Here is a 15,020-nt window from a genome sequence, read left to right as displayed (position 1 = left end):
TCCCGCTGCAAACGCGGCGGGATGAAAAATAAACACAATTAGGAGTTTAGCAGCAGTGGCATCAATAATTAAAGAAGAGTGACTGCGTCATAATCATCTTTAAATTGAAGTGTTATTAATATGACCAAGGCTTTTCGACAAAGTTCACGCCAAACTGCATTTTTTTAAAAAATTATTTTTTCAATGCGTGTCAGGGAAGATCAGGAGCGGGGGATTGGGGCGACGTATTGGTGAAGAATTAAAGAAAACGGCCCTAAATAGAGCCGTTTAGATAAGCAAGTAGAGTGAAACCCATAAAGCGAGGCTTGGGTTTGATCGCCGATTAATAAACCGGTTTTTCTAGCGTAAATTCTTCTGTCAACACAACATCATCATCATGGATGATAGAGAATGTCCATTTCCCTGGTACCACTTCCCAATCTTCTGAAATGTAGTAACCAAAGAATGTGTTGCCCGTGGTAATGGCTTGGTTATAACTCACAGAATCAATCATGTTGCCGGTTTTAGGATCTTTCATCGGCGGGAACGTGATTTTGTGTACCACTTGCGTGTCTTCACCGGTGACATCGTAACTCATGCCAAAGCGTGTGCCTTTTACCGCTGGGATGATATTGGATTCATCGATAAACGCGATATTTGAAATGACGCCCAAGTTATTGCCTTCCGTCGCGTTGTCAGTATTCGCGACATATTGGCCTTTTTCGGCAAGGGTCATGTGTGTTGTTGGCGTCGTTGAGCATCCGGCTAGGGCGGCAACGACACAAAGCATATAGATTTTTGAATATTCCATTTAATCCCTTTCTCTCAACGGAAATATAACGATGGCAGATGACAATTCACTTTATTTATCATGCCGATAAAGCATTGTTGTGCGTGATGGTTGATCACTGTGTGAATAGTAAATAGGCGGTTAAGGAGGGTAAAGGTAAAAAAAGCGAATCCTCGTCCAACCTATAAGTCTGATTGCATATCTACGTGTCATATCACGTTTCATTGGTCGTTCCTGACCGAGAAAAAAGGGAGGTTGATTTTGACTGGGGTATCCGATGGGATTTTATAAAACAGTGCATTCTAAAAAGGGATGTGTGGCGTGGGTATATGACGTTGGTAAAAGAGCAGGCAAAAAAAAGCCCACTGACAAGCAGTGGGCAAAGCTCTATTTACACAATTAGGAGTTTAGCAGCAGTGGCATCAGCGGACTAAAGAGAAGAAGGCGTGTTGGCGGCCAGCGAACAAATCAAAAATCTTTAATCTTAATGTCACTAGTTATGACCCGTGAAATCAGCGTTGGTTCCGAAAAATGTTCAAAAAAAGCAGATGTTTTTTTAAATTAATGATTTTAAGCTAATTTTTTCAATGCCTATTCTGCTAGGCCGCGGGAGTGACTGCGTATGGGGCTGACGTAACGTGCTCGATATCGATCGGAAAACAGCAGAGAAGCGGCGGATAATGGCCGCGGAGTGTGCGCCCCAATAAAGAAAACCCATCTCCATAAGGGGACGGGCTTCGAAGAATGTCTTCTAAGAAAAAGCAGTGGCATTAATTATGACCCGCGTTTTTTCCCTTTGTTCCCACTTTTTTCTATTTTTCTCATTCTTTTTTTTGACTGCCATTCTCAATGCATTGTCATGAGACCCCGCTGAGAAAATAGCGGAGACCCCAGCGGTTGGTAAGGCCCCTTTGTGGAAAACCTTCTTGTTAAAATTGTAAATTAAATGTAAAATTTAAACGTCCGTTTAATACAGGTGATTGAATATGGCTGGAAAGGGAGAAACCAAAGCCCGGATCTTGGATGCTGCCGAACGGCTTTTTGCCGAGCAAGGGTTCAATGATACTTCGCTGAGAACCATTACCAGTAAAGCGGGTGTGAATTTGGCTTCGGTGAATTATCACTATGGCGATAAAAAAACCTTGGTGAGGGCCGTGCTGAGTCGCTATTTAGAAACCTTCATGCCTGCATTGCAAACCGAGTTGAAGGTGTTATTAACCCGAGATGAATTTACGATGGAAGACGTCTTCCGGTGCCTGAAAGCCCCGCTGTTGGCGCTCAATGATTTTCGTCCGCAGGGCGCGACGACGTTCATGTCGTTGATTGGCCGTGGATATACCGATGTGCAAGGGCATTTACGTTGGTTTATCGTGACGCGTTATGACGGGGTACTGGCACAATTTACGACCGCAATACGGCGAGCGAATCCTTCTATTGATCAAGAAACGCTGTTTTGGCGACTGCATTTTACCCTCGGCGCGTCAGTGTTCACTATGGCGTCATCCACCGCATTGTGTGAGATAGCCAATAACGATTTTTCCCAGCAAGTCACACCTGAAGCGTTGGTTGACCGTCTTGTGCCGTATTTGGCGGCAGGCGTAGCGGCACCTATCGATCCACCACTGTCCTTAATAAAGGAGGGATAACGCGGCTTTCGCCCGCAAAAGCAATCCCCAGATACCCCGAGCACCTGCGAGTCATCACACCCATAACGAACGTCGTGACGAAAGGACCTGAACTATGAGTATGCTAATCGACCTAAGAAAGCGCTACCTCAGTGATCCCGCCTTTAAGCTGTTTAAGAAAGTGTTACCGCCGTTGTCTGAGACGGAACGCGAAGCCATGGAAGCCGGCAGTGTGTGGTGGGATGGCGAGTTGTTTAGTGGTTCGCCCAATTGGAATACGTTGTTGACCTACCCACAACCGACCCTAAGCGCGTCGGAGCAAGCCTTTATCGACACCCAATTAATAACCCTGTTGGATATGCTCGATGACTACCAAATCGTACAGGAAGACAAGGATCTGCCGCCGGCCGTGTGGGAGTTTCTGCGTCGCGAGAAATTTTTCTCCCTGATTATCGGTGAAGAATACGGCGGGCTGAATTTTTCGGCACACGCCAATTCCACCATCGTGGCGCGCATTGCAACAAAAAGTTTGAGTGCCGCAGTCTCGGTGATGGTGCCCAATTCACTTGGGCCGGGGGAGTTGTTAACCCATTACGGGACTGACGCGCAAAAAGACTATTGGTTGCCTCGCTTGGCACAAGGGAAAGACATTCCTTGTTTCGCATTAACCGGGCCAGAAGCGGGCTCAGATGCGGGCGGGATCCCTGATCGCGGCGTCGTGTGTTACGGCGACTATCAAGGTAAAGAGGTGCTGGGTATTCGAGTCAGTTGGAATAAGCGCTACATCACGCTTGCCCCGGTGGCGACCGTGCTGGGTTTGGCGTTTAAACTGTCTGATCCGGAGGGGCTTATCGGGGATGAAGAAGAGCGGGGAATCACCTGTGCACTGATCCCGGCAGACCATGAGGGGGTTGAGCTGGGTGAGCGTCATGACCCGCTGAACTTAGCCTTTATGAATGGGCCGACCCGTGGACAAGACGTGTTTATTCCGATGGATTGGGTGATTGGCGGGCAAGACTATGTCGGTCGGGGCTGGCGCATGCTGGTGGAATGCTTGTCTGCAGGACGAGGCATCTCATTGCCCGCGCTGGGAGCGGCGGTCGGGCATTTGTCTGCCCGTACCACCAGTGCGTATGCCACGGTACGTAAACAGTTTGGGCTCTCCATTGGTCAGTTTGAAGGGGTCGCGCAACCCATTGGACGCTTAGCGGGGATGACGTATTTGCTCGAAGCGGCTCGCACCCTAACCACCACATCGCTAGACATGGGGGAAACCCCTGGCATTGTGACCGCGATAACGAAATACCATATGACGGAAATTGCCCGCAGTCTGCTTAATGACGCGATGGATGTGCATGCCGGCCGTGCTATTCAGTTGGGACCCATGAACTACTTGGGACACCACTATTTTGGGATGCCGGTGGCGATCACCGTGGAAGGGGCCAATATTCTTACTCGTAACTTGATGATCTTTGGTCAGGGGGCGACGCGCTGCCATCCTTACGTCTTACAAGAAATGGCGGCCGCCAGTGATCCCGATAGCCAGAAAGGGGCGGAAGACTTTGATCGCCTGTTAGCCAAACACATCCGTTTTGCGCTCGGCAATAGCGCTACATCATTGCTGAATGCGTTCACCCGATCGCGATTTAATCGCTCACCCGTCAGTGGTGAAACCGCGACCCATTATCGCCAGTTAGGTCGTATGAGCCGGGCATTGGCGGTGGCCGCGGATGTGGCGATGTTGACCTTGGGTGGGGAGCTGAAACGCCATGAAATGATTTCGGCCCGTTTTGGGGATGTGCTCAGCCATTTGTATTTGGCGTCGGCAGTACTCAAACGTTATGAAGATGAAGGACGAAAGGCTGAAGATCTCCCCTTGGTACATTACGGGGTGCAGCATTGTTTACACCAATGTTCGCAAGCGTTTGATGGCGTGTTTGCCAACTTCCCCCGTAAAGGGGTGGGACGAGGATTGCGTAGCCTGTTGTTCCCGCTGGGTATGCATTACGCCGCGCCCAATGATGCCCTGACCTTACAAGTCGCCAAGGTATTAATGACACCGGGGGCGCAACGCGATCGATTAACCCACTTATGTTATGTCGGTGAGAAAGCGACGGATCCGGTTGGGATTATCGAACGGGCGTTTATTGCCATGCATGAGGTCAAAGAAATTGAGACAAAATTGGCCAACGCCATCAGGGCGGGCGAGATCCCGCGCAAGGTTTCGTTAACAGAAAAATTACACATCGCCTTGAGTGCGGGGATCGTCACAGAAGGAGACGTTGATAGGATGCACAATGCAGAGCAACTCAGACAGCAAGCGATTCAAGTGGATCATTTTGCTGCAGATAAATTTAAAAAAGGCAGTTTGCAACCGGGAAAGGCTGCCTAAGACGAAAGTCGCAGAACAATAACCTGGTGTCTCCCATGTGCCACGCTTTTGCGTGGCACTTTTTTTGCGCAAAATTCAGCACGTTCACGGTTGAACACCTCCAACCACTGCCAAATTTAGCGTTTTCACTCATAAAAATAATGCGAACTTGCCATTTACCTTTTATCCTACTGCTAATTGTGTAAGGGAAGTTGAAAATGATCATCAAACCTAAAATTCGTGGATTTATTTGTACAACGACGCATCCTGTGGGTTGTGAAGAAAACGTTAAAGAGCAAATTGCTTATACCAAAGCCCAAGGGCCTATTGCCAATGCACCAAAGCGCGTGCTGGTCGTGGGTTCATCAAGCGGTTACGGTCTGTCATCACGCATTGCTGCTGCATTCGGTGGCGGTGCGGCGACCATTGGTGTTTTCTTTGAAAAACCAGGTACAGAGAAGAAGCCGGGTACAGCAGGCTGGTATAACACTGCCGCATTCGATAAGCATGCGAAAGCAGAAGGCTTGTATTCCAAGAGCTTGAATGGTGATGCGTTCTCTCACGAAGCAAAACAGAAAGTGATTGATTTGATCAAAGCCGATCTTGGTCAGATTGATATGGTGGTGTACTCACTGGCGTCTCCTGTGCGTAAAATGCCAGACACCGGCGAAGTGATCCGTTCAACGCTAAAACCGATGGGTGAAACCTACACGGCGACAGCGGTTGATACCAACAAAGACGTATTGATTGAAGCAAGCATCGAGCCTGCGACAGCGCAAGAAGTTGAAGATACCGTCACCGTGATGGGCGGTCAGGATTGGGAATTGTGGATCAATACCCTGTCTGACGCGGGTGTATTGGCTGACGGTTGTAAGACCGTGGCTTACAGCTACATCGGTACTGAAATCACGTGGCCAATTTACTGGCACGGTGCGCTAGGTAAAGCGAAGATGGATCTTGACCGTGCAGCGGCTGAGCTTAACGGCAAGTTAGCGGTAACGGGCGGTTCTGCCAACGTTGCAGTATTGAAAAGTGTTGTGACACAAGCCAGTTCGGCGATCCCTGTGATGCCACTTTACATCGCGATGGTCTTCAAGAAAATGCGCGAAGAAGGCGTTCACGAAGGCTGTATGGAACAGATTCACCGCATGTTCACCCAACGTTTGTACAAAACAGACGGCAGCGTAGCAGACGTAGACAGCGAAAACCGCCTACGTTTGGATGACTGGGAGTTGCGTGAAGACATTCAGAAGCACTGCCGTGAGCTATGGCCAACCGTGACCAACGAGAATTTGTTCGACGTGGCTGACTACCAGCAGTACAAAGATGAGTTCTTGAAGCTGTTTGGCTTTGGTATCGCAACGGTAGATTACGACGCAGACGTTAACACGGCTGTTGAATTTGACGTTGAAAACATCTAATCGCGCCTGATCGCGTGGGTTGAAGACAGACTCTCGCGATAATAGCCCGAAAAAAAAAAACCGCCTGATAGGCGGTTTTTTTATTCGCGTTTCTTATGGTTGAAAGAGAGCGGCCATTAACGCTTAGGCAGTTCAATGACAAAAGCGGCACCTTCAAGGGATGATGCTTCCACATGAATGCTGCCACGGTAGCTCATCACAATTTCATGGCAAACAGACAGCCCAATACCTTGCCCTGGGTTGCGCTGATCCGCCCTGACACCGCGTTGGAATATCGCATCCCGCATTGCCTCGGCCACACCGGGGCCATCATCTTCAATCCGGATCAGGTAATGGTCAGGGGTTTCAATGGCATTGATCTGCACTTCAGAAATACAGAACCGATAAGCATTTTCCAGCAGATTACCGAGTAGCTCCATCAAATCACTGCGGTTGACCGGTAGCGTCAGCGCCGGATCAAAAGTGGTGTTCAAGATAACGTCTTTGTCGGCGTACACCTTGCTAAGTAGGCGACCAAAACTGTCGATCAGGGGCTTGAGGTCGGTTTTGTCTTTCTGTAAGCCTTGCTGACCCATCATGGCGCGCTTGAGCTGGTATTGAACCAATTCATCCATCTGACTGATTTGCTCCATGATGCGTTGATTCAGTTCTGCCCGTGGAATGTCATTGTCATCCAGCAAGGCGTTCGTTGCGGCCAAACGGGTTTTTAGGCTGTGTGCCAGATCATCCATGGCTTGGCGATAGCGGCCTTTTTGGGTATTGCTGATTTCAATCAGGCGGTTTAACGCCAACGTGACATCTTGCAATTCCATTGGGTAGTTATCATCGAGCGTGTCGCGTTTGGCTTCCGTCATTTGATCCAGCTGGGTCGCCAGTTTACGTAATGGCTGAAAGCTCCAATGAAACGCAGCAATCAAAAAGGCGATAGCAATAAGTACAAACAAACCCAAATAGAAGGTGGTGCGTTTGTGCAGTTGTTGCAAGGATGACATGTAGGCATCGCCCGAGCGCAAGACCACGAGCTGGTAGATTTTGCCGCCTTCACGCTCTTGGCTCATGTTGTAGGCAATATAACTGTCGCCCGAGAGGGTTTCGATCAGCGTGGGCACGGGAATGTTATTCGGCAGCTCGCCACAAATGTCGCCAATCGTTGCTGTTTTCGCTTCTTCTGACAGCCAGATAGTGTGATCGTTTTTATCGCAGACCACCGACATGTAATCCGTGTTTGACGGGTCAACAGAGTTGATCCATTTATCGACATCTTTGATCAAACCCGCGCGGTTGAGCTGTGCGACCACCATAGGCATTTGTGCCACCAGCTCTGATGAGTAAGCGGCCATATAGCTTTGGCTGTAGAGCTGATTGATCACACCGGCAAGGGCGGAGGTGATCAATACAATGATGGCCACCGAGGTGACGAGTACCCGACGGCGCAGTCTGGGCTGGATAATGTTTTTCATCACTGGGCTTGTAACTCAAAGATATACCCTTGACCACGAATGGTGGAGATAGGGTTATCTTGCCCGTTGCTGGTGAACTTTTTACGTAAGCGACTGATCATCACTTCAATGGTGTTCGGATCACCTTCTTGATCTTCATACAGCACATCGAGTAAACGCTGCTTCGACACCACTTGGCGGCTGTGGCGCATTAAATATTCCAGTAAATCGTATTCAAAGGCCGTCAGCTCAAGCTGGGTGTCGTGAATAAACACTTGCTTCGCTAGCAGATCAACACGAATGTCACCCGCGGTCATTTCTGGTTTTACAAACCCGGCACTGCGGCGAACAAGGGCGCTTAAACGTGCCACCATTTCTTCTTTCTGAAACGGTTTGACTAAGTAATCATCCGCGCCGGCTTCCAGGCCCGTGACTTTGTCCTGCCAGTTGGAGCGAGCCGTTAGAATAAGGATAGGCAAGCGTAAGCCTTTATCGCGCATGTCTTTAATCAGGCTGATGCCATCACGATCGGGCAAGCCGATATCGACAATGGCGACATCATTGGGGTAGTCCTGAGCAAAGAACAAGCCTTCTTCTGCGGTGCCTGCGCACTGCACTTGGTGGCCTAACTCACTGAGTTGAGATTTTAAGTGGTGACTCAAAATGGGGTCATCTTCAACAATAAGGATACGCATAATTTTGATTACCAATGTGTTTTTAATTTATCCAATATACTGAATAGCGCAACAGGTGGCGAATAATTCGTTGTAATTTTGGGGCTTTATACGGGGTATTATCTGTGACTAGCTTAGTCGAGGGGGACTGAATCTGGGCTGACTCAAAAGGATAACATGCAAAAAAATGCCCCCTGATGTGTCCATCAGAGGGCGATAAAATCAATGCGTTGTATTGGTTGCGATACGGCTTAGTTGAGGATCACAAACAGTGTGCCGGCGATCGTCAACAAGACGTTAGCAATGGCGTAGGTACCGGCATATCCCAGCGCAGGAATCGTACTGCGGGCGTGTTCGTTGATCATGTCCATCGCAGGGGCGCAGGTACGGGCACCGATGATGGCACCGAACAACAGGGCGCGGTTCATGTTCAGGACGTAAGCCCCAAACAGGTAAGCCAGTACCACTGGGATTACGCTGACCATTAAGCTCACCACAAACACCATGATCCCGACGTTTTCCAGTGACGCAAACAGGTTAGAACCCGCGCTCAGGCCAATGCCGACCATGAACACCATTAAGCCGAGATCTTTGGCCATATTCAGTGCCCCTTGAGGCACGTAGCCGAACGTTGGGTGGTTGGCACGCAGGAAGCCCAAGGTAATCCCCGCAATCAACAACCCGGCCGCGCTACCCAAACCAAAGGCAATATGACCAAAGGTCATGGTGATGGAGCCGACCAGCAAGCCGAGAATAAAGAAGCAGCAGAAGGCAATCAAATCGGCAATTTGGCTGTGAACCGAGATAAACCCGATACGCTCAGCAAGGCCAAGTACCCGGCTTTTTTCGCCACTGACCTGCAGGATGTCCCCTTTGCTCAGCAGAATATTGTGGTCCATCGGCATTTCGATTTGCGCACGAACCACACGGTTAAGGAAGCAACCGTATTCCGATAAGTTAAGTTCAGACAGACGCTTACCGGCAATGTTGGCGTTTTTCACCACGATCTCTTCTTCGACGATACGCAAGTCGAGTAAGTCGCGGTCAAACACTTCTTTACCGTTACGGAAGCTCGGGTCAAGACGGGCGTGGCTATCTGGGTAGCCCACCAAGGCAATTTCATCGCCTTCTTGCAAAATAGCGTCGCCATCAGGGTTAGCCAAAATACCGTTACGGCGAATACGTTCGATATAACAGCCGGTTTGGCGGTAGATACCCAATTCACGCAGGTTACGGCCGTCAATCCAGTTGATCAGCTCAGGGCCGACACGGTAAGCACGAATGATAGGCAAATACACTTTACGCTGAGCGCTTTCGCCAATGCCCCGTTCGCGAGCAATTTGTTGTGAGGATTCTGCCAAATTTTGCTTTTGCAGCATGGGCATCAAACGCGCCAGCATGATCACGCTGACAAGGCCAATCAGGTACGACATGGCGTAGCCGACGCTCACGCTATCAACTATTTGCTGAATGGCCGTGGGATCGGTGACATCGGTTAATCCGCTGAGCAGCGCATCTTTTGCCCCTACTAAGACGGGGGTGGCGGTGAGTGAACCCGCCATTAAACCGGTGGCCATACCGAGGCCTAAATCGAGGTAGTTACTCATGAGCGCCGTAATGGCGACGGCGGAGACCACCACGACCATAGCGAGCATCAGATAATGTTTACCGTCACGGAAAAAGATCCCGAAGAAGTTCGGGCCTGCTTCGATACCGACACAGAAAATGAAGAGCATGAAACCGATATTGAGGGCTTCCGCATTAAAGGTAAAGCCGGCATTACCGAACAGCAGGGCGGTGATTAAAACGCCGATAGAGTTGCCTAACTGCATATTCGCAATGCGAATTTTTCCTGCAGAGAGACCAACAGCCAAGACCACAAAGAGCAACAGAATATCATTCTGGCGAAGAAGGGCGGCAACATCGATATTCACAACAAATTTTTCCGAAGAAGAGGCGATAACAACAAAAGTGCCGAAAATTTTAGCTGATTTTCCGGAGGGTGCCTAACGGAAATGCGGGCTTTTGAGAGAAAAAAACTATTATGAGATGTGGGTTTTACTAATAGCTAAAAATGAAAAAAGGCTGATGCTTCAGCCTTTTTATAAAATTGTTATCGCACTGTGTGTTTTATAGCGATTACTGAAATAGATTCAGGTTTTCTTTGGCGTACGCTTCAAACTCTGTGCAACCACCGATGTGCTCTTGATCGACGAAGATTTGCGGCACGGTTTCTACTGGTTTACCGACGGTCTTTTCAAGGTCTGCTTTGCTGATCCCTTCTGCATGAATGTCGACATAACGGTAGTTAAAGTCTTCACGTTCTTCTTTTAGTTTGTCGGCAAGATCTTTTGCACGAACACAGAATGGGCAGCCTGGGCGACCAAAAATAACAACAAACATGATAGCTCTCCTTAAATTTGATGCAGTTACTATAGCGTGCCTGTACTTGATGAGAAAGCGGGTTTTCTCTTTCAGTGCGATAGAGAAAACCGATTGATGCCGATTCTTTTCGCTGTTTCCCGATGCATGAGCGCTTGTGAGGGGTAGGCTTGGGCAGAAAAAAGAAACCGAGCGCGTGCTCGGTTTCTGGTGTCGCCAGTGTTGCGTGATGCATGTTAAGACTGTTGTGTGTGAGCGTTATGGGCATTGCAGCTTGTGAGTATGCTGCTTATTAGAAGTCGTAACGTACGCCCGCTTGCACTTGATCATCTAAATCGTCGATTTGTTCAAAGCGGTAACCGGCATAGGCGCGGAAATTGCCGTTAAATTTATAGACCCCTTCCAGCGCGTAGTAATCCACGGTATCCGTGCTGCCTTCTTCTTGGAAGTTGTAGACGCCTTGCAGGGTCAGTTGGTTGATTTTGTACGCCGCTGCAATTTCATAGGCTTTCAAGTCTTCATCACCCAATGAGCCATCGGTATAAATCGCAGCAAAGTAGAAATCGTTGTAGGTGTAGGCACCCGCTAAGTTGATCTGATCAGCATCTTCATCGCTTTCCTGACCATCAACATAGCCTACGCCGAGATCAAGCCCCATAGGCAGTGAGTAAACAAATGAAATACCGTAGCTGTCTGAATCTTTCTCATCGTTCACTATGTAGTTGGCGGTGACGGTGAGCGCATCAAAGGTGCCGGCATACACAAAGTTGTTTTCGCGTTTGTCTTTGTTACCGTTGATAAGGTCAGCCGCATCTCCGCCGAAGGTGGCCAGAATATCAGTGAAGTCGGTCAGGATGACCTGTGCCGAGTCTTGTTGGCCGTACGAGAAAGCGCCGTAGTGGGTATCAATACCGGCGAATAAGTAGCGGGTATCAATGGTTTGATCTTTACCAGGGTCCACTTCGAGCTCATAGGTACCAAAGGCGCCAAGGCCGTCCATGATTTGGGTTTTGCCTTTGATGTTGACACGGGCGCGGCTGATATCTTCGAATGAACTATTGTCACCCACTTTATTGTTGTCAGAAACGTTAAAGCGCGCTTCTGCACGTCCACCAATACTGAGTGAGCTGGAATCATCCTGATAAACCATGGCAGCGTTTGCCGTGCCAGCGAAAAGAAGTGTGGTGAGCGTGGATGCCAAAACTGTCTTTTTCATTTTATGTCCCCTGCAAGTGTTTTTTTATGGCTTCATTGCCGTTTTTTGCTGTGGTAAGACTAGAACCTTAAAATGATAGTAACGTTTCGTTATCATTTCATATTTGTGACGCAACAAATAACAACAAAATGTGACAATGGACTGATTCTGGGGTAAGCGATGGATATCACTGGTAAAAGCTTGCTCAGAATCAAAAACAGGATTTCGTAACGGGGCACACTCATTAATAATTAACTCAATCTACCTGCGTAACGGAGTGCTTATGTTCCAGTTCATGACCTCATCACGAATTATTTTTGGTGAAGGTGCGCTAATCAATTCCTTGTCGTCGTTAAACCAGTTCGGGTATAGCGTATTGCTGGTTACAGGTAAGGACGGTACCCGCGCAGAGCCGGTCGTGAGCTACTTGAAGCAGCAGGGGATGCGTTATCAGCAGGTGGCGATTCACGGTGAGCCCTTGATTGCGATGGTGGAAGAAATGGCCGCCATGGGACGTAAGTTTCGCCCTGATATGGTGCTAGGCATTGGTGGGGGCAGCGTATTGGATACCGGTAAAGCGCTGGCAGCGTTAATTCCCAATCAGGGTAGCGTTTACGATTATGTGGAAGTGGTGGGGCGTAATGTGCCATTGCAAGCCAAGCCGCTGCCGTATATTGCCGTACCGACCACCGCTGGCACCGGTTCAGAAGTGAGTAAGAATGCCGTGCTGCGTTCAGCGCAAGAAAATGTCAAAGTCAGCCTGCGTTGTCCTGAGATGCTGCCGGATCTGTCTATTATAGATCCCACGCTCACCTATGGCATGGATCCGACGATGTCAGGTTACTGCGGGATGGATGCCTTCGCCCATCTAATGGAAGCCTATGTATGTGGGGACCCGAATCCCCTGACCGATATGGTGTGTGAAGAAGGGTTACGTCGTTTATCAGGGGCGATTATCGCTGCGTGCGAAGATGATGATCCCCGTGCGCGATCTGATATGTCGTTTGCTGCCTTGTTAGGGGGCATGGCGTCAGCCAATGCCAAGCTCGGGGCGGCGCACGGATTGGCTTCCTCGTTAGGAGGACGATTAGATGCGCCACACGGTTTGATCACTGCACAATTGGCTCCTTACGTGATGCACGAAAACGTGCTTGCTGCCCGTGAAGCCGGCCGAGCGGATGTACTTAACCGCTATCGCCAATTGGCCTGCATTCTGACGGGCAGTACGAATGCGGAAATCAGTGACGGGATCCAGTGGACGAAGCGTACCCTCAAGCGGTTGAATTTGCCTCGGGTCTCGGAATATGGATTATGTGACATGATGTTTGAAGAGGTTGCAGAAGATGCATTATTGTCAAATGCGATCAAAGGCAACCCATTGCCACTGAATAAAGAACGTTTATTGAGTATTCTCAATCAAATCTGTACGTGTCATCAAAACGATGAGTTGGCACAAACGCAGGATGATACCGAGTTGTAGTCAGTGACCCGTATGACGTGAGGTTTTTTACGTCAGTACTCAGTAGAAAACGCGTTGATGAAGGGCGAACAGCATGTCATGTGCTGTTCGCTTTTCTGTTATAGCGGCCATTTTTGTCGCAAATAAGCGGTAATTTACGATGAAATGCTGTCTCTGGCGCAATCATGTTGTCGTCGTGTCGAAAATCACAGTATGAACTTTTTCTGTTAAGGTCAGTCATATACAATGAATAAACGCCAATAATTAGACAAGAATACTTCGCTGAGTCACATTGGATCAGGCGAGGGCGCCGAATCGGAACACGGATATGACTTATTGCAAGCAAGCGGCAGGCCTTTTAGTGCTAGCGGCTTTGCTCGGGGGCTGCAGTACAACCCCTGAAGGACAACAGAGCGCAGAAACCACGTTTAATACGGAAGATGTATTACAAGCGGCGCAACACACTCATCGCTTTTGGCGGGATATCTTGATCAATGCGGAGGTCTTTCGTCTTTATGCACCGGATAAATACGTTGCGATGATGGAAAGTTGGTTACGTGCCGACAGTCTGTATCGCGACATGGAAATGACACCGGAGACCGCACAACAAAGCTATTCGCTGTTTTCTTCGGAAACGTACCTAGACCGTTTCAATGCTGAGATTGCGATTGTTGATCACAACTATCAAGAACTCGAGTACTTGCAGCGCGTGGCCAATGATGTGCTGAAACCGGCCATGACCCAAATGGATTACCTCACGTCGATTGATGCGAGTGATCATTACCACAGTGAGTTTGCCCGTTTGGACCGCTTTTATGCCAGCTTGTTTAGCGCGATCGCGAAAGGGGATGTCAGTAAAGCCAAAGATGAACAGGTGGAATTCTTATCGCGCGCCCAGAGCTTAGAAGTGCGGGTGATAAAGCGCATTTATATTGCGCCGCAGGAACGTGCATTGCGTGAACTGCGTCGTCAGGATGTTCGATATTTAGCGCCATTGAGCTATGCCAAAGTTGAAGCGGAAATCAATACGGGTAAATCCCTTATTGATCAATCGCCACGTGCGTTTGATGCGATCAGTCAGGTTGTCACGCAGATCACGTTTGAGTTAGCCCATGCGGAACACATGGCAGCGGCGGTTAAAGCGTTGCGTGATCGTAGCCGCGATGAATACGAAAGTTATTTACTCGATGTCGAAGCGCAGATGCTGGCGATTTCACAAGCCCTGAATGACACGGATTTGCGAGACCGTTCTTTGGCAGAGCAAGGTACCTTGATTCGCCAACAGGTGAGTGCGGCGCGTCAAGAGTACGCATTGACGAAAAAGTTGGGTTCAAAAGATCAGACGCAAGATCAGCTGGAAGGCTTACAAGCGTTGATTCGTCAGCAGAATGACAAGATTGCCGATTTACAATCGCAATTGTCTGCCGTGGTGGTGGAAGCAACGATGACACCACTGCAAGAGGATGCGGCTGCACAAGAAGCCTTACCCGTCGTTCCGGCTACGGTTTCTGAGCGTGTTGTGCCAGATGCAGAGCCTGTCACGCAATAACCGTTTACTATTTTCAACAAAAAGCAGCATTTATGCTGCTTTTTTTATGTCTGGAGTCTGGGTTATTAGCGATTAATGGAAGTTATGGCTGAATTATGAAAAATGTGACAGCTTGTTAAGTTTTACTTGATTGGTT

The 15,020-nt window shown here is 48.9% G+C and carries 11 protein-coding genes; 5 read left to right on the top strand and 6 right to left on the bottom strand.

What is annotated here, in order from left to right; genetic code table 11:
* Positions 1-322 precede the first annotated feature (322 nt).
* Positions 323-790, bottom strand: a complete 468-nt coding sequence (locus L4C36_RS05755) for a DUF3859 domain-containing protein (protein ID WP_428476841.1) — start codon at positions 788-790, stop codon at positions 323-325.
* Between the two features lie 965 nt (positions 791-1,755).
* Between L4C36_RS05755 and psrA the strand changes: the two genes are divergently transcribed.
* The 3 genes from psrA (at position 1,756) to fabV (ending at position 6,186) form a co-directional block, all read left to right on the top strand.
* Entirely contained in the window at positions 1,756-2,415 is a 660-nt protein-coding gene (gene psrA, locus L4C36_RS05750; protein WP_428476840.1) for a TetR family transcriptional repressor PsrA, read from the top strand.
* A gap of 94 nt (positions 2,416-2,509) precedes the next feature.
* Entirely contained in the window at positions 2,510-4,786 is a 2,277-nt protein-coding gene (locus L4C36_RS05745) for an acyl-CoA dehydrogenase (protein WP_428476839.1), read from the top strand.
* A 197-nt stretch (positions 4,787-4,983) separates the two neighbouring features.
* Positions 4,984-6,186: an enoyl-ACP reductase FabV gene (fabV, locus tag L4C36_RS05740; protein ID WP_428476838.1), complete on the top strand. Its 1,203-nt coding sequence runs from the start codon at positions 4,984-4,986 to the stop codon at positions 6,184-6,186.
* A 116-nt stretch (positions 6,187-6,302) separates the two neighbouring features.
* Here fabV and L4C36_RS05735 read toward each other — a convergent pair whose 3' ends face one another.
* The 5 genes from L4C36_RS05735 to L4C36_RS05715 all read right to left on the bottom strand — a co-directional run bounded on the left by L4C36_RS05735 (position 6,303) and on the right by L4C36_RS05715 (position 11,897).
* Positions 6,303-7,646: an ATP-binding protein gene (locus L4C36_RS05735; RefSeq protein ID WP_428476837.1), complete on the bottom strand. Its 1,344-nt coding sequence runs from the start codon at positions 7,644-7,646 to the stop codon at positions 6,303-6,305.
* Positions 7,646-8,320, bottom strand: a complete 675-nt coding sequence (locus tag L4C36_RS05730; RefSeq protein ID WP_428476836.1) for a response regulator — start codon at positions 8,318-8,320, stop codon at positions 7,646-7,648. Before L4C36_RS05730 ends, L4C36_RS05735 begins: the two co-directional genes overlap by 1 nt.
* A 230-nt stretch (positions 8,321-8,550) precedes the next feature.
* Positions 8,551-10,233, bottom strand: a complete 1,683-nt coding sequence (locus L4C36_RS05725) for an aspartate:alanine antiporter (RefSeq protein ID WP_428476835.1) — start codon at positions 10,231-10,233, stop codon at positions 8,551-8,553.
* A gap of 205 nt (positions 10,234-10,438) precedes the next feature.
* Entirely contained in the window at positions 10,439-10,702 is a 264-nt protein-coding gene (locus L4C36_RS05720) for a GrxA family glutaredoxin (protein WP_428476834.1), read from the bottom strand.
* A gap of 271 nt (positions 10,703-10,973) precedes the next feature.
* The gene (locus L4C36_RS05715; RefSeq protein WP_428476833.1) at positions 10,974-11,897 is read right to left on the bottom strand and encodes a porin; all 924 of its coding nucleotides are present in this window, start codon (positions 11,895-11,897) and stop codon (positions 10,974-10,976) included.
* A gap of 262 nt (positions 11,898-12,159) precedes the next feature.
* Between L4C36_RS05715 and L4C36_RS05710 the strand changes: the two genes are divergently transcribed.
* Positions 12,160-13,356, top strand: coding sequence for an iron-containing alcohol dehydrogenase (locus L4C36_RS05710; protein ID WP_428476832.1), 1,197 nt, complete (start codon positions 12,160-12,162; stop codon positions 13,354-13,356).
* Between the two features lie 307 nt (positions 13,357-13,663).
* Positions 13,664-14,884, top strand: a complete 1,221-nt coding sequence (locus L4C36_RS05705) for a hypothetical protein (protein ID WP_428476831.1) — start codon at positions 13,664-13,666, stop codon at positions 14,882-14,884.
* Positions 14,885-15,020 lie beyond the last annotated feature (136 nt).

It is taken from the genome of Photobacterium japonica (genome assembly GCF_050337005.1).
In the GTDB taxonomy this organism is placed as follows: Bacteria; Pseudomonadota; Gammaproteobacteria; order Enterobacterales; family Vibrionaceae; genus Photobacterium; species Photobacterium japonica.
The sequence above is the reverse complement of the archived record's forward strand: the minus strand, read 5'-3'. Positions and strand labels throughout refer to the sequence as shown.

What these genes read in the sequence shown, in the direction of transcription:
- L4C36_RS05755 (WP_428476841.1), bottom strand. Translation starts at nt 790, where the DNA reads ATGGAATATTCAAAAATCTATATGCTTTGTGTCGTTGCCGCCCTAGCC.
- psrA (WP_428476840.1), top strand. Translation starts at nt 1,756, where the DNA reads ATGGCTGGAAAGGGAGAAACCAAAGCCCGGATCTTGGATGCTGCCGAA.
- L4C36_RS05745 (WP_428476839.1), top strand. Translation starts at nt 2,510, where the DNA reads ATGAGTATGCTAATCGACCTAAGAAAGCGCTACCTCAGTGATCCCGCC.
- fabV (WP_428476838.1), top strand. Translation starts at nt 4,984, where the DNA reads ATGATCATCAAACCTAAAATTCGTGGATTTATTTGTACAACGACGCAT.
- L4C36_RS05735 (WP_428476837.1), bottom strand. Translation starts at nt 7,646, where the DNA reads ATGAAAAACATTATCCAGCCCAGACTGCGCCGTCGGGTACTCGTCACC.
- L4C36_RS05730 (WP_428476836.1), bottom strand. Translation starts at nt 8,320, where the DNA reads ATGCGTATCCTTATTGTTGAAGATGACCCCATTTTGAGTCACCACTTA.
- L4C36_RS05720 (WP_428476834.1), bottom strand. Translation starts at nt 10,702, where the DNA reads ATGTTTGTTGTTATTTTTGGTCGCCCAGGCTGCCCATTCTGTGTTCGT.
- L4C36_RS05715 (WP_428476833.1), bottom strand. Translation starts at nt 11,897, where the DNA reads ATGAAAAAGACAGTTTTGGCATCCACGCTCACCACACTTCTTTTCGCT.
- L4C36_RS05710 (WP_428476832.1), top strand. Translation starts at nt 12,160, where the DNA reads ATGTTCCAGTTCATGACCTCATCACGAATTATTTTTGGTGAAGGTGCG.
- L4C36_RS05705 (WP_428476831.1), top strand. Translation starts at nt 13,664, where the DNA reads ATGACTTATTGCAAGCAAGCGGCAGGCCTTTTAGTGCTAGCGGCTTTG.